The sequence below is a fragment of the Psychrobacter sp. TB15 genome, assembly GCF_000511655.1.
Taxonomy (GTDB): domain Bacteria; phylum Pseudomonadota; class Gammaproteobacteria; order Pseudomonadales; family Moraxellaceae; genus Psychrobacter; species Psychrobacter submarinus.
The window spans coordinates 107062-122831 of the sequence record NZ_AYXN01000040.1; the positions used below are offsets into that span (position 1 = coordinate 107062).

The 15770-nt window shown below is 47.0% G+C and carries 16 protein-coding genes; 11 read left to right on the plus strand and 5 right to left on the minus strand.

Going from position 1 to position 15770, the window contains the following annotated elements; all coding sequences use genetic code 11:
- Positions 1–17: 17 nt before the first annotated feature.
- Entirely contained in the window at positions 18–1094 is a 1077-nt protein-coding gene (locus tag W234_RS0110350; protein ID WP_227501954.1) for a DUF3025 domain-containing protein, read from the minus strand.
- Positions 1095–1237: 143 nt separating this feature from the next.
- Between W234_RS0110350 and W234_RS0110355 the strand changes: the two genes are divergently transcribed.
- A complete protein-coding gene (locus W234_RS0110355) occupies positions 1238–1954 on the plus strand; it encodes a metal-dependent hydrolase (RefSeq protein WP_025646780.1) in 717 nt (238 codons plus the stop codon).
- Between the two features lie 36 nt (positions 1955–1990).
- Entirely contained in the window at positions 1991–2503 is a 513-nt protein-coding gene (locus tag W234_RS0110360) for a YchJ family protein (protein WP_025646781.1), read from the plus strand.
- A 4-nt stretch (positions 2504–2507) separates the two neighbouring features.
- Here the strand turns inward: W234_RS0110360 and W234_RS0110365 are convergent, their stop codons facing one another.
- The 3 genes from W234_RS0110365 to W234_RS0110375 all read right to left on the minus strand — a co-directional run bounded on the left by W234_RS0110365 (position 2508) and on the right by W234_RS0110375 (position 5177).
- Positions 2508–3404, minus strand: coding sequence for a class II glutamine amidotransferase (locus W234_RS0110365; protein WP_025646782.1), 897 nt, complete (start codon positions 3402–3404; stop codon positions 2508–2510).
- On the minus strand, positions 3405–3725 hold the full coding sequence (locus W234_RS13950; RefSeq protein WP_025646783.1) for a hypothetical protein: 321 nt from the start codon (positions 3723–3725) through the stop codon (positions 3405–3407).
- Positions 3726–3929: 204 nt separating this feature from the next.
- Positions 3930–5177 carry a homoserine kinase gene (locus W234_RS0110375; protein WP_025646784.1) on the minus strand — a complete coding sequence of 416 codons (1248 nt, stop codon included), beginning with the start codon at positions 5175–5177 and terminating at the stop codon, positions 3930–3932.
- A 189-nt stretch (positions 5178–5366) separates the two neighbouring features.
- On the opposite strand from W234_RS0110375, the gene hisF reads away from it, so the two are divergent.
- The 9 genes from hisF (at position 5367) to W234_RS0110425 (ending at position 14880) form a co-directional block, all read left to right on the plus strand.
- Positions 5367–6149: an imidazole glycerol phosphate synthase subunit HisF gene (hisF, locus tag W234_RS0110385; RefSeq protein WP_025646785.1), complete on the plus strand. Its 783-nt coding sequence runs from the start codon at positions 5367–5369 to the stop codon at positions 6147–6149.
- Between the two features lie 395 nt (positions 6150–6544).
- Entirely contained in the window at positions 6545–7075 is a 531-nt protein-coding gene (gene ribE / locus W234_RS0110390; RefSeq protein WP_025646786.1) for a 6,7-dimethyl-8-ribityllumazine synthase, read from the plus strand.
- A gap of 295 nt (positions 7076–7370) precedes the next feature.
- Positions 7371–8246, plus strand: coding sequence for a transcription antitermination factor NusB (nusB, locus tag W234_RS14345; protein ID WP_025646787.1), 876 nt, complete (start codon positions 7371–7373; stop codon positions 8244–8246).
- Positions 8247–8248: 2 nt separating this feature from the next.
- The gene (gene thiL / locus W234_RS0110400) at positions 8249–9265 is read left to right on the plus strand and encodes a thiamine-phosphate kinase (protein ID WP_025646788.1); all 1017 of its coding nucleotides are present in this window, start codon (positions 8249–8251) and stop codon (positions 9263–9265) included.
- Positions 9266–9268: 3 nt separating this feature from the next.
- Positions 9269–9847, plus strand: a complete 579-nt coding sequence (locus W234_RS0110405; protein WP_025646789.1) for a phosphatidylglycerophosphatase A — start codon at positions 9269–9271, stop codon at positions 9845–9847.
- A gap of 120 nt (positions 9848–9967) precedes the next feature.
- Positions 9968–11332, plus strand: a complete 1365-nt coding sequence (glmU, locus tag W234_RS0110410; protein ID WP_025646790.1) for a bifunctional UDP-N-acetylglucosamine diphosphorylase/glucosamine-1-phosphate N-acetyltransferase GlmU — start codon at positions 9968–9970, stop codon at positions 11330–11332.
- Positions 11333–11495: 163 nt separating this feature from the next.
- A complete protein-coding gene (gene glmS, locus W234_RS0110415) occupies positions 11496–13373 on the plus strand; it encodes a glutamine--fructose-6-phosphate transaminase (isomerizing) (protein ID WP_025646791.1) in 1878 nt (625 codons plus the stop codon).
- Positions 13374–13660: 287 nt separating this feature from the next.
- Complete coding sequence (gene truC / locus W234_RS0110420; RefSeq protein WP_198013367.1) at positions 13661–14446, plus strand: tRNA pseudouridine(65) synthase TruC; 786 nt, start codon at positions 13661–13663, stop codon at positions 14444–14446.
- 101 nt (positions 14447–14547) lie between these two features.
- Positions 14548–14880, plus strand: a complete 333-nt coding sequence (locus W234_RS0110425; RefSeq protein WP_025646793.1) for a YnfA family protein — start codon at positions 14548–14550, stop codon at positions 14878–14880.
- Positions 14881–14949: 69 nt separating this feature from the next.
- On the opposite strand, the gene W234_RS0110430 is transcribed toward W234_RS0110425, so the two are convergent.
- Positions 14950–15768: a sulfite exporter TauE/SafE family protein gene (locus W234_RS0110430; protein WP_025646794.1), complete on the minus strand. Its 819-nt coding sequence runs from the start codon at positions 15766–15768 to the stop codon at positions 14950–14952.
- Between the last annotated feature and the right edge of the window lie 2 nt (positions 15769–15770).

Sequence of the window (15770 nt, forward strand, 5' to 3'; positions counted from 1 at the left end):
AGGTCTATGAGTCACTGCTAACGTCCTTTGGGCCGATGGCGACCGCTACGAAAGACAAAAGTGTCCTCATAAAAGCTGACCTCGCTATTGTCGGACCAAAAATGCGGCACACCTAAAATGGGCAATGGCGATAAATGACGCGGTGTGACTGCGTCCTTTGATAATAATTCATTCATATAATCAGCCAATTTATCATCCAAAAAGGCGATGCGCTGCTTCGTTGACAAAGCAAAGAAATCTTGGCTAACGTGAATGACCACACTATGCGCGCACAACGGCTTACGCGGCGCTATCAATTGCTCAAGGAGGGCATGACCAAAAATATAAACCGCAGCTTTAGCGTCTTTGCTAGGGCTATCCATTTTATCCCAATACTTTCTTGGTTTGACTAGACTGTTTTGCCAATCAAAGTCGATCAAAGCCTCACCAATGCTAGTATCAGAGGTCACTAAAATTGCACCGTTCTCATCAAACACGGTGATGGTATCGCGCACGCGGCCACGGTTGCGCAAGTTAAAAGTGGTGTACGTCATACCATTGATGGTATCGCGCACGCGGCCACGGTTTTTACTACCAGTTGGCTCTTCACTACATTTGGCAATCTCAAGCATGTGATGATAATTGAGCATGGCCTTGGTCTTGGGAAAGGTGAGCCAAATACTGCCGTTAAATAAATCATGTAGGTTATCGCGCGTCGGAATCTTGCCAGTGGTGCCAATGAACTGCTCGTAAGCTTCGCCATCGGGCAATGCGTTTTGAGAGACAAACTGAAGAGTATGAGGGTGATTATCAGCGCTAGGTTTAGTCCTAGGTAGCGACTGTTTATCCGCCGCGCCTTGCTGCGTTAGCGCTTGGTTTAATACTTTAGCGATACGAGCTGTTTGCTGATTATCGTTAATATACCTATCCGAATTCACTTGATTGTCAGACGAGCGGCTTAAACTGCTTATCGTTTTACTAAGATAATCAAGCTGACTTAAATGATATAGCCAAGGCGCGTGCCAATCGATATTGGCAAAGCTGGCCTCTAATCGCCGCTCAGTAAGAGCGCTAGCAAAATTGTGATTTGTCGAAGTAGAAGTAGAAGTAGTCATAGTAAGCATCGTCGCAGTAATTATCTTAGAGCCTATAGCAAAGTGGCCTATGCTATCATAGAGCGCTTTTTTGGCGCTAGGCAAACAGGCTGTACGTCTTATCAAGAGATGATGAATAACGAGATAACGGATAAAAAAGAAACATGGCAAATTTTAATACCCACTTAAACGTCGCATTTATGGCAAGTGGGGTAGCAAGCTTAACTGTGTATAAAGCGGGACTGATCGATGATTCTGGATTTTTGATGTGCGTAATGCTAGGCACAGTCGGCGGTCTGCTACCTGATCTGGACTCGGACAACTCGACGCCGATTAAGCTTGGGTTTAATCTGATCTCGTTCGTCTTTGCCTTTGCTCTGGTTATGCATTGGCGCAGTGAGCTAAGCTTATTATCACTGATGGTTTTGTGGCTGGCAGGCTACGCGTTCATGCGTTATGTGGTGTTCTATATCTTTACCAACTTAACTGTGCATCGCGGCGTCATCCACTCCGTACCCTATATGATGATACTAGGCTTAGGGTTGACATGTTTGAGCTATTACGTGCTACAAGCTTCCTTGAGCGCCAGCTGGTTTTACGGCCTGTTTTTGTTCACTGGGGCGATGGTGCATTTGCTGCTCGATGAGCTGTATAGCGTTAACTTATCAAATATGAAAATGAAGCGCTCATCAGGCACAGCGATGAAGTTTTATCAGCATAAGGATAAATGGTGGTATCTATTATTGTATGTACTTATTGCGCTACTTATCTATTTTGCGCCGCCTGTAACTGAGTTTTGGCAGCAGTTACGTAATCCTGAGCCTTGGGCCCAATTAAGAGTAGGCATATTGCCTGCAATATTAGAAGATTATTTGCGTTAAACTGAATAAGTAAACGAAACAATAGTAGAGTAAATTATGACCCTATGTCCTTGCCAAGTCTCGCCCACCCCAAACTCTTTGAGTCAACCTATCGCTTATAGCGACTGCTGTCAGCCGTATCATAAAGGGCTAAAAAAAGCGGAAACTGCAGAGCGGCTGATGCGCACTCGCTATAGCGCCTTTGTCAAAGTTTTACCCGAGTATATCGTTACCACTACCTTGCCTGCCCAGCAGAGTTTACTTGATGTTGCAGCGATTGAGGACTGGGCGAAACAGACGCCTTGGGCAGGATTAGAGATTATTCAACACACGCCAAAGCTTGGTAAGCGTCACGCGCAAGTTGAGTTTAAGGCGTTTTACACGACAGCGGATGCTCAGCAAGCGGCGCATCATGAGCGCTCTACTTTTGTAAAAGTAAAAGATGAGGCTGTTAATGAGACTTGGTTCTTTTTAGATCCAACGGTCGCGATGAGCGTGACACAAAAGCAGCCGTGTATCTGCGGGTCTGGTGAGAAGTTTAAGCGGTGTTGTGGGGTTTATTTAGCATAATCACCTAAACACTCGCCCCGACTGACCGCGCAATCGCAATCCCTTCCTCAATCGTCAAGAACTTACGCTGACTTGGACTGTCTTTAAATAGTATCTCGCCATCTTGAAAGATTAGGCACTCATTAACCGCAATTTGTTGCCATTTTTCATTTTCGGTCAAAGGTACGGTGACTAATATTGTCACTTTATCGGTATCGGTGGTGACATCGCCAAAGTTAATGGCCAAGTCATCATCCGCTAGTTTAGCCTCACCAAATGGTGCTTGACGGGTGAGATAAAACAGTAAGCTGCCGGCATAAGCCAATTGCCAACGCCCATTGGATATCAGGCAGTTAAATAGCCCATTAGCGGACAGATAACGGCATTGGGTCGTCAAAAAGTTAAACAGCGTCTTATCATCGGGACGCGATTTAAATGTACTTTTAAGACGGTTAATCAAATAACAAAACGCCATTTCAGAATCGGTCGAGCCGACAGGCTGACAATGCCCGGCGTTACCATTGTCTTGTAGCCGCTGACAGCGCTCGATAAAGGCTTTATTCATCTGACCATTATGCGCAAATACCCACTGCTCGCCCCAGACCTCACGCACGAAGGGATGCGCATTGGCAAGGCAGTTCTGTCCTTGGGTGGCTTTACGAATATGCGCAATGACATTCATGGCCTTGATCGGATAGTTATTGACCAAATCGGCCACTGGCGACAAGTGACTCGGACGGTTGTCATGAAATAGGCGCAAACCGGTTGAGTCGTTTTGCACCGCGCATTCACTACGCTCAAAAAAAGCAATGCCAAAGCCATCTTCATGACTGTCCGTCATCCCGCCGCGCTTGCGAAATCCTGCAAAGCTAAAGCCAATATCTGTTGGGGTGTTACAGTTCATTCCTAAAAGCTGACACATTTATCGATTACCGCCCTGATTATCTGAATTTGTACTATTTATCGCCGTATCGGTCACTATTCCTAATTCTGCATCGCTCATAGTATTAAGTAACGCCTCGCCGTCGCTATCGTCCTCAACACTGCTTAAGATACGCTGAGCCTGCGCCAAATCGCTTACCTCCACCCAGAGCACTACGCCAGAATTCATCCCGGGAATAGCGCTGAGCGGCTGTAAAGACACGGTGATGCCGTTGTTACGGAGCAAGTTGGCGTGCAGCTCGCCTTGCATATTGGTATCGTAGCGCGCCAGCTTATGCCAGTTGTCGACTTGATCGCTCATAGAGTTATCCTTAGAAGGTACTGCGTGAAGGGGTGAAATATTTGGCAACGTAGAGCTTGCAGCCACGCGTTTATTGATTGCGCGCGTAGGCTTAGCCTTACCTCGCTTGTTTGCGATCAACATTTTTATCACCAGTAATGTCACAATAGCGCTGCCTTTACCATAAAGATATTTTTATTAGCTGATAAAAAGGTACAAACCAACTTAGTAAACCACAAACCCTGATGACCAGTTGATTTGATCCAGCGGATATTCATCGATATGAAAGCCGTTAGGATAGTCTTTAAAGCCTGGCTGCGTGGTTAATTGTGCGATCGCGGCTTTTGCTTGCTCTAAGCTTGTAAACACGCCAATGAGTTTAAAATCTTCGATGTCATTATCGCTATTATCATCCTCATAGCGGGTATGCTCTAGCACAAACACCGAATCTTGCGCTTTTTCGACCTGCGCCCAATGATAAGCGGCAAGGCGCTTCATCAGGTCAGGGTTTTTGACCATGATGTTGTCGCCGGTACGCCCCTCAGAACGATTGTAGTAGATGACGTTAAGGCGCAGTAGCCAGAAAATCACTGCCGCTTTGGCAAGCATCACTGGCATGGCCTGCTTTTCATCATCAGTCAGCGCGCGTTTGGACTCGTAGCCTTGCAAAAAAGCGCTCATTTTTTGGCGATCAAAATTTACCGTTTCGCCTTGCTCAGCGTCGCCCCACGTAGTACAAAAGTCATTAATCGTAATGGCGATATCCATCACATAATGCTCGACGCTGACCTCAGTAAAATCAAGCAGCCCCGTTAATGTCTCATTGTCTCTTGCTAAGTTCCATAGCGTATTATCCGCAAACATATCAAGATGGCATAGACCTTGCGGCAGCTCAGCTAAAGGCAAATCCGCGTATGCCTGCCAGATATCACGCATCAGCTTGGCTTCATCGCCAGGCATAAACTGCATTTCACGGTCGCGCACCTCGCTCCACGGATAGAGGGGCACGCCGTAGTCTTGTGCCGGTTGTAGCGCTTGCAGGGTTTCATGCAGCATCGCTAACGCCGCGCCGATCTCATGACACATCGCCGGCGTGGTCTCTTGCGGATGCGCGCCTGCCAGGCACGGCACGATAGTGATGGCCTTATCTTCATAACGAATGACATAGCGTTTATCTTCACTATTTTCATTATTACCCATACTGTCTTCAATCAAAGCTAAAGGGGCAGCAACGGGTAGCTCACCGTCTAACTGATTAAGAATGACCGCCATTTTTTCGATATCTTCTGGCGGGCGCTCTTCAAACAAGGTGAAGACGTAAGAGTAATCGCCCTCAGCATCATCGGTAGTCTGAATAAACCAGTTCGAGTTTTTGATGCCTTGGGTAATAGGAATAGCGCGGACAAAGGACACGCCAAAGCTTGCGCAAAAGGCAGCAAATTGATCATCGGTTAACTGGGTATAGACGGACATGATATCTCACTTGTGGCAATAGAATAAAATAAAGAAATAAGGCGAATTTGGCAGGTAATGCCGGTAATTATACGCGGTCTGAGTAAACAGTCACTAAAAGCAGATAAATTTAGCGAAAACCTGCCTGATATGGCAATGATTTTGGTAGACTAGCGCCTTGAATGCATTGATTATAAGGTGAAAGGCCCTATGTTAGCAAAGCGTATCATTCCTTGTTTGGACGTTGATAATGGCCGGGTGGTCAAAGGCGTACAATTCATCGATATTATCGATGCTGGCGACCCTGTCGAAGTCGCCCGCCGCTATAATGAGCAAGGCGCAGATGAGATTACCTTTTTAGATATTACCGCCACCAGCGATGCGCGTGATACCACTTACCATACGGTTGAGCGCATGGCGGAGAGCGTCTTTGTGCCACTCACCGTAGGCGGCGGCGTACGTAAAATTAGCGATATTCGCAATCTGCTCAATGCTGGCGCTGATAAGGTGGCGATTAATTCAGCCGCGGTTTTTACACCTGAATTCGTCGGTGAAGCTGCGCAGAAATTTGGTAATCAATGTATTGTCGTCGCCATCGATGCCAAGCGCGTTGCCGATATCGACATCAATGGCATAAAAGTGCCACGCTGGGAGATTTTCACTCATGGTGGCCGCAAGCCTACCGGGATCGATGCCGTCGCTTGGGCACGTAAAATGGCAGAGCTTGGCGCAGGCGAGCTATTGGTCACCTCGATGGATGGTGATGGTACCAAAAAAGGCTATGACTTAGCGCTAATGAAGCATATTACCGATCAGGTCAACATTCCGGTTATCGCTTCAGGCGGTGTCGGTAATCTACAGCACTTAGTCGATGGCGTACTTGAAGGCGGCGTCGATGCGGTACTCGCCGCCAGCATCTTTCACTTCGGTGAGTATAGCGTACAAGAGGCCAAGCAATACATGGCAGCGCGCGGGATTGAAATGCGTTTATAATAAGCGCTTAAGTCAACCATGAGCGCAAAAAAATGCTATCATAGTCAACAACTTATTTTAGCCTTTTTCATTATTCAATTATTATTTAACAATTAGGGCGTGTTGAACATTCGCAAATAGGCACTGCTGATCGCTAAAATTGTTCCAGACAAGGCACAAAGCGACGATAATGCAGATGCCTTAGCGAGATTTGTAACGCAGTATGGGGCAATTTTAGCATCAGCCCCAACGATAAAAGCAGGGGACAGGACTCTTTTTTGCCGCTTCATCGTTAAAAATAAGCGCTTAGAATGACTAAACTTATTATTTTTAACATCGAATCGCCTAAAAAATAGTCGCTGTCAGTGCCATGGTCGAATGTTCAACACGCCCTAATAAAATCAAAGGATATTTTTATGTCAAATTTACAACAGCAGCGCAATGATGTGACGCATATCGATGGTAATTTGCATCAGAATGAAGACGCACGTATCGGTATCGTCGTCGGTCGTTTTAATGGCTTCGTCGTTGAATCCTTAGTCGATGGCGCGATCGATGCACTTCTACGTCATGGCGTACTTGGTAGCAATATCACTGTCGTTCGCGTCCCTGGTGCTTTTGAGCTGCCTTTGGTTGCCCAGCGCGCCGCAGAGTCGGATCGTTTTGACGCCATTATTGCTTTAGGCGCGATCATCCGTGGCAGCACCCCGCACTTTGATTTTGTGGCGAGCGAGTCTGCTAAAGGCTTAAGCAGCGTTGCGATCGATTATAATATTCCTGTTGCTAATGGCGTACTGACCACCGACAGCATCGAGCAGGCGATTGAGCGCGCTGGCACGAAAGCCGGTAATAAAGGCTCAGAAGCCGCTATGGTGGTGCTGGAGATGCTAGCGGTACTCTCGCAGCTAGACGTTGATGATGACTATGATACTAGTGATGATGCTTAGGTTTAAAAGATAAAGCATTATCATACGGCTCTTTACGTAGAGCTTTTTATGATTAGGTTGACATGACAAAGACTGCCTCGAATGCGGGTTTTAAAAGCTCATGCTAAACCAAGAATAACGTTTCAAGTTTTCAATAAGTACTTTTACAAATACTTTTAATAGGCGCTATGGTCAAAAATCATGGCGCTTAAGCGCCACAACGGACTGGCAAAGTTGCCAATCGACTACTATTTAACATTTTATTGGCTATTTATTCACTTAGTTAAACTTTTTGTTTAAACCTTAGGTATTTTTCATGACTGACCAACTCAAACGCGCTATCCATGAAGCAAAGACGGCAAAAACTACTAGCAATCCTACTGATAAAGCGGTTGCTAGCAGTGAGGAACAAAACTTCGATATGAGTGAGTCGACTTATAAGACGACCCATACTGCCGTACGTAAGGCGCGCCGCTTTGCGATGCAAGGCTTGTATGAGTGGCTAGTAACCGATCGCCGTTTTGAGACCACAGATAAGCTTGGCTGGAAAGACAACGCCCCTCACGATATCGCCGCGCGTACCCGTGCCACGAACGCTATGCACACCGTACACATTGGCTACTATCACGAAATGATGCGCGATATCCCAGAGCAAATCGAAGCGCTGGACGCTTTAATTGAGCAACACCTTGACCGCAAAGTCGAACAGCTCGATACTGTTGAGCACGCGATTTTGTTGATTGGTGCTTATGAGCTGCAAAACCGTCTTGAGATTCCCTATAAAGTGGTGCTTGATGAAGCAATGAAGCTCAATAATCACTTCGGTGCAACTGACGCGCACAAATTGATCAATGCGGTACTCGATAGACTCGCGATTGAATTACGCGCGCTTGAGGTTGATGCTGATACTAAAGCCAATAAACGTACTTCGCAAAAAGCTGCCGCTCAGCCGCAAGCCGTGTCGCAAGCGACTACCAATACCGAGTCAGCTACAAGTCCTGCCGATAAGCCTACCGCTTCTAATAAGCTGCGTATCAGCGCTAATAAAACCAACGTTAAGCGCGACCGCCCGAATAAATCCAGTACCGCCACCAAGCAAGCGATTAAAAATGCAGCTGCCGCGCCAGCAACTGCTGATAGCGTCGATGATAGCAATAACACTAATAATACTGTTACTAATAATAAAGACTAGCCATGACTGAGTTTGAGCTGATTGAGCGTATATTTAGCACTCTGCAAGATGAGCAGCCTTCTGCTGGTATAGAAAAAGCCATCGGTGACGATGCTGCGGTAATGAGTCTGCCAACAGGCGCGCGCTTGGTCAGTTGTATCGATACTTTGGTGCAAGGCCGCCACTTTAGCGCGGATTGGAATGAGGTTAATGAGCTGGCTTTTCAGATTGGCTATAAGGCCGTCGCAGTCAATGTCTCAGATATCGCCGCTATGGGTGCGACGCCGCACAGTATTTTATTAGCCTTAGCGCTACCTGAGCGCTTAGCAAATGAGCAGTGGCTAAGCGGCTTTGCTAAAGGCCTGCATCACGCCTGCCAATTATTTGGCGTGACCTTAATCGGCGGCGATACCACGCGCAATGATACTTTAGTGTTAAGCGTTAACGCGCAAGGGCTATTGACTGCCAATACGAACGCTGTCTACCGCTCAGGCGCAAAAGCAGGTGACAAGGTCTATGTTTCAGGCACCCTTGGTGATGCCGCTTATGCACTCAATCATCCTGATAGTGAGACGGGGCGACAGTTAGCGCACAGGTTACATATGCCGACACCGCGCATTCAGCTTGGCGCATCGCTTGCAAAGACTGACGCTACATCGATGATAGATATCTCCGATGGCCTATATCAGGACCTCTCGCATATCTGTCAGCAAAGCGGCGTCACCATGCGTATCGATATAGAAAAGCTGCCGACGAGCCAGCCCTTGTTACAGGTAGATGAAGCTGAACGCTTATTGTGTCAGTTAACCGGCGGCGATGACTACGAGCTGGCCTTTACGTTGCCTGCTGATGTCGAGCCGCCTGCTAGCCAATTGACTAACACGCAAATCACTTGTATCGGCGAAGTCGCGGCGACCGATTCGGCGCTACAAGAGCCGCGCCCACGGCTGTTTTATAATGGACAAGCCGTTACCAAAGAGCATCCCGCTCCTTTTACTACGCTACCCTCATTTACGGGTTATCAACATTTTATAGGTTAGCCCATGACTGACGACCTGCATAAACCTGATATTAGTAAAGCCAATGACTGCCCGCCCCTGCCAGCGGGTGCAAGTACCCTCGATACTATTGTGTATTGGCTAGGATTAGGTTTAGGCAGCGGCCTGCCGCGCCGCGCACCTGGCACTTGGGGTACGGTTGGTGGACTGATTGTCGCTATTCCTTTATTAAGCTTAGGCTTTACTGCCTTTTTGATTATTACCCTTTTGTCTTGTGTCATTGGCGTCTGGATCTGTGATCGCAGCTCAGAGCTGATGGGTGTCCATGATGATCCGCATATCGTTTGGGATGAATGGGCAGGTATTTGGATTACCTTACTGCCCTTCTCTTATTTAGGCGTCAGTACCACTAGCTTTTGGTCAGATATTAGCCAGCCTATCGCTATCTTTGCGCTCATTATTGCCTTTATTCTGTTTCGCTTCTTTGACATTATCAAGCCGCCGCCGATTGGCTGGGCAGATAAAAAAGTCGCTGGCGGCTTAGGTATTATGCTCGACGACATTATCGCCGGTATCATGGCCGCTGTAGTTTGGCTGATAGTTATGGCGGGTATGCTGCTATAGCTTCGATATAAGACGAGACTTTTTACAAAGAGTGCAGCCAAATCCATACAAAGCCTATATGATTTTTGTTTGGCTTTAGGCTATAATTTCAATATATTTTGTTACAACTATCGAGCTATTATGACCTCTTCTCTTTCTGTAATTATCCTCGCTGCCGGCAAAGGCACGCGTATGCAGTCGGCTAAACCTAAAGTACTGCAAACCCTTGCTGGCAAGCCCTTATTGAGTCATGTATTAGATACTTGTCATCATTTGACAGTGGATGAGACTATCGTCGTCTATGGCTTTGGCGGGGAGCAAGTTCAAGAAGCGATGAGCGCTTATAATCTGGCTTGGGTAGAGCAGACAGAGCAGCTAGGGACGGGGCACGCGGTCAAAGTCGCTTTGGAGAAACTACCACAAACTGGTCAAAGCCTAATCTTATATGGCGATGTGCCCCTAGTAAGTCGTCAGACATTAAGCGCACTGCAATCCGCTAATACTGATGGTATGTCGATGTTGACACTAACCGTTGATAATCCGTTTGGCCTTGGTCGAATCAAGCGCGACGCGAATGGCAATATCGAAGCCATCGTCGAACAAAAAGATGCCAGTGACGCAGAGCAGCAAATCACTGAGATCAATAGCGGTATTTATTGTGTCGATAATGCCCTGCTACATAAATACCTGCCTAAGTTGTCAAATGACAATGCGCAAAATGAGTATTATTTAACCGATATTGTCAAAATGGCAGTCGCTGATGGTATCGCTATTGCTGCTATCGAGCCGGAGCATGCTTTTGAAATCGAAGGCGTCAATAACCGTCAGCAGCTCGCAAGCTTAGAGCGCTCATGGCAAAATAAGCTGGTGCACGATCTGCAAGTCGCGGGCGTGCAGTTTGCTGATCCTACTCGTGTCGATATTCGTGGTAGCCTCAGCGCGGGGCAAGATGTGTTTGTCGATGTCAATGTGGTATTCGAAGGCGACTGCGTACTCGGTGATAACGTCTACATCGAAGCGGGCAATGTGCTCAAAAACTCACAAATCGGTAATGCTTGCTATATCAAGCCAAACTGCGTCATCGATCAAGCAAATATCGGTGCAGGCGTGGATGTCGGTCCTTTCGCCCACCTACGTCCTAACACTGTACTATCCGACCACAGCAAAATCGGTAATTTCGTTGAGATTAAAAAGTCCGTCGTCGGCCAAGGCAGTAAGGTCAATCATCTAAGCTATATCGGTGATACCACTATCGGCACGGATGTCAATGTCGGTGCAGGTACCATTACTTGTAACTATGACGGCGTTAACAAGTCGCAGACTATCATCGAGGACAACGCTTTTATCGGCTCCAACTCAAGCTTAGTAGCACCCGTGACCATCGGTGATACCGCAACAGTGGCAGCAGGTTCAGTCATCACAAAAGATGTCGATGCCAATGCACTAGCACTCGGCCGAGGCCGCCAAGTACAAAAGGACAATTTTCAACGTCCGACCAAAAAATAGCAGTAGCTCAGTAGTTGGCTTGCTACACACTGCAGTCAGAAATAAGCAGCGCGACAACACTAGTGGTGCTGCTTACTGCTATATGGCTCCAAACAAACTTATCAAGACAGCTATCGAAATCACAAATATTGTCACTCTAAAACATCGAATTTAAGGAATCACTATGTGCGGAATAGTCGGCGCGGTCGCTGAGCGTAATATCGCTAATATCTTACTAGAAGGACTCAAACGCCTAGAATACAGAGGCTATGATTCTGCAGGTCTCACGGTGATTCGTAATAATGAGCTACATCGTGAGCGCCAAGTGGGCAAAGTGCAAGAACTGGTCAATGCTGTAGCGGTCAATCCGCAGTTTTTCGATGGTCATATCGGTATCGCTCATACCCGCTGGGCGACTCATGGTGAGCCTGCGCAGCGTAACGCGCATCCGCATATCTCAGGTAAAATTGCCGTCGTCCATAATGGTATCGTTGAGAACTATGCTGAGCTCAAAGAAGAGCTCATCGCGAAAGGTTACGAGTTTACATCGCAGACTGATACCGAAGTGGTCTCACATCTTATCAATGACTTATATAGCCAAAATAACGACTTACTAGCAGCGGTTCGCGCTGTTATCCCAAAGCTACATGGCGCTTTTGCTTTGGGTATCGTCCATGTCGACTGCCCAGATGAGCTAATTGCGGTACGACTTGGCTCGCCACTGGTCATCGGTGTCGGTATCGGCGAGAACTTTATTGCCTCAGATCAGTTGGCGCTACTACCTGTGACTAATCGCTTTATGTACCTAGAAGAAGGCGATATCGCTAAAATCACGCGCGATAAGGTTAGCGTTTATGCCGATGGCGTAGAGGTCAGTCGTAAGATCAATGAGATTGACGCGCAGCAGCACAACGCCGATAAAGGCGAGTTCAAACACTATATGCTCAAAGAGATTTACGAGCAGCCAGATGCGGTATCTCGCACGCTTGAGATGGCACTAGAGAGCACTGTCTCAAATGAGCAGATAGATGACGACGCTAAAAACAGCTACCAACTAAAAGCCGACTTTTTACAGCGTCATGAATCTAAGCTTGCTGGTATTCGCCACATTCAAGTGATCGCTTGTGGTACTAGCTATCACGCCGGTATGGTGGCCAAATATTGGTTTGAGAATTTAACGCGTCTACCCTGCTCAGTCGAAGTGGCAAGCGAGTTCCGCTATCGCAATCCGGTCGTCATTGATAACTCCTTAGTCATTTGCATCTCGCAATCAGGTGAGACGGCAGATACGCTATCGGCGCTACGTGACACCCAAAAGCAAGCGCCTACCGGCCTTGTCAGCTTAGCTCTATGTAACGTACCGACTTCCTCACTAGTGCGTGAAACCGATATTTATCTGCCTACCTATGCCGGCCCTGAGATTGGCGTTGCTTCGACCAAAGCCTTTACCACTCAGTTAGTGGCGCTGATGCTACTGGTACTAAAGATTGGCGTCACTCAATCGCGTTTGGACGATGAGCGCTTAACGACTCTACTCGCTGGACTGCATAAGCTGCCTAGTCAGTTGTACGCTAGCCTCCATCTTGATGGCGATATCCAAGCAATGAGCGAAAAATTCGAGAATAAGAAAAGCTGTCTGTTCTTAGGTCGCGGCTTACAATTCCCAATCGCTTTAGAGGGCGCGCTTAAGCTCAAAGAAATCTCCTACATTCACGCAGAAGGCTACGCGGCAGGTGAGCTAAAACATGGGCCATTAGCGCTAGTCGATAAGGACATGCCTATCGTCGTGCTCGCGCCTAAGGACAGTATGTTCGATAAGCTCAAAGCTAATATGCAAGAGGTGCACGCGCGCCACGGTGAGCTGTTTGTCTTCGCTGGTGAATCCAGCAAGATGGTGGCAGAGGATCGTCTGCATGTCGTTTATATACCTGATGTTTGCGAAGATCTTGCGCCAATCGTCTACAGCGTACCCGTGCAGCTACTGTCCTATCACGTAGCAGTGATGCGCGGAACCGATGTCGATCAGCCACGTAATTTGGCCAAGAGCGTCACAGTCGAATAATATAAGGTACTGATTTTAAAGTAATTTATTAGTAAATATCGTTTATTCCAAAACTTATAGTGACGTACTAAACCCTCCGCTATCTTATACAAAATAGATGGTGGAGGATTTTTTTATAAAAATGGGAAAATCCAACAACTCGTCGATACCTTAATATTATCGTACATTTGTTTATAAATTATAGACAGGACACAAATTTACTATGCCGTTATCAATGCGGTAAAGACGATAGGTATAAAAGGCAGTAGATATATAATAATAGTCTCTACAGTATGGGCGCTGACGATATGAATATGGATCACGACAACGGCAACACTGACCAACACAGCGATCCAATAGAGATCCTCTATGAGGATGAATTTTTGGTAGCAATCAATAAAGAGGCAGGTCTACTCGTGCATCGAAGCTGGCTAGATAAGGGCGAGACACGCTTTGCCTTGCAGCTGACCCGTGATGCGGTAGGCTGTCATGTCTATCCAGTACATAGACTGGATAGACCAACCTCAGGGGTATTGCTCTTTGCTAAAAGCGCTGCTGTGGCGCGCAGTCTGACCGAGGCGTTTACGGAGCGCAGGGTCACCAAGCAATATTTAGCCGTGGTGCGCGGGTTTATGTCAGAGCAAGGTAGTGTTGATTATGCATTAAGTTTTAAGCCCGATGCCATCGCTGACAAGTTTGCCAATTTGGACAAGCCTGCCCAAGAAGCAGTGACTCATTGGCAACGTCTGGCTCAAATAGAGCTGCCATTTGCGGTATCAAGAAAGCATGACACTAGCCGCTATAGTCTTATGCGTTTGATACCTAAGACAGGGCGTAAGCATCAGCTGCGCCGGCATATGAAACATCTATTCCATCCTATAGTAGGCGATACTAGCCACGGTGATGGACGGCACAATCGATTTTTTCGTAGTCAATATGAGTGTACGCGGATGCTGCTGCATGCGCAGTGTTTAGCGCTTAGTCATCCCGTCACCGGTGAGCCTTTGCTCATACAAGCAGGATTAGATGAGCAATGGATGAACATTTTGGAGGCGTTTGATTGGGTAGATAGTGTTGAAGGTTCAGGTCATTAGTAAAGATCTAATGTACATAATAGTGTGTTTTTTGAAAGTGTTTTTATAGTGAGACAATACACGCTAACGCCACAACACCAATGACTAAAGAGGTAAGTGTTTTGTCTGAATTAAAAACCGTTGGGCTTTTTGCTGTTACGGCATTAGCAGAGATTGTAGGCTGCTATTTACCCTACTTATGGCTAAGAGAAGGTAAGTCTATATGGCTTCTTGTCCCTAGTGCGTTTAGTTTGGCCGCTTTTGTATGGCTACTAACTTTACATCCAACCGCTGTTGGCAGAGTTTATGCCGCCTACGGTGGCGTGTATGTCACGATCGCAATTTTGTGGTTATGGGCGGTCGATGGTATTCGGCCAACGACATGGGATATATTAGGGACATCAGTGGCACTGCTAGGTATGGCTATTATTATGTTTGCACCGCGCAATACGTAGGCTGTACCTCAATAAAGCCCCTTCACTCTAAAAGCATTGATTGGAAATCCTCCTAAGCCCAAGCTACCTTCAAACCAACCCCTTATAAAGAAAATAAAGTCCCACTACGAATAACAATACCGAAAAGCACTTCTTTAACAGTGGCGGTGAGAGCATATGAGCGACTTTTGCCCCAACTTTAGCGGTAAAAAAGCTCATACTCGCAATGCCCAAAAAGGCATAAATATGCACAAAGCCAATGGTATTGGGTACATCAACTTGCTGCTGCATACCAAAGAACATAAAGCCGAGCGCACCAGCAATGGCAATAGGCAAACCACACGCCGCCGACGTGCCTACCGCCTTTTGCATGACCACATTATAACGGGTGAGATATGGCACCGTTAAGCTGCCACCGCCAATACCAAAAATGGCCGAAGCCACACCAATAACACCACCTGCCGCAAGTTGCTTGGGTTTAGACGGTAATACCACAGGCGTATGACTCGCATCACTCATATGTGTACGTCTTTTACCAGCGGTAAACATTCTATAAGCGACCCACAGTAAAAACACCCCGACAATCAGCTGCAGATATAACCCTGATATTTGCCCTGCTATCCCTGCTCCCAAAAAGCACCCTAGCGCCAAACCAGGTGCTAGATTTTTAAAGACCGGCCACATGACGCCGCCCTTTTTATTATGCGCCATCAGCGAGCTGATCGAAGTGACGATAATGGTCGCAAGCGACGTCCCCAAAGCCAGATGCATAATGGTATCGGCATCGTAGCCCATTTGGGTAAAGACGATAAATAACAGCGGTACGATAATGGTGCCACCGCCCACGCCGAAAAGCCCGGCCGCAAAACCTGCTAGTGCACCTATGATTAAAAAAATGAGTAGTTCCACGG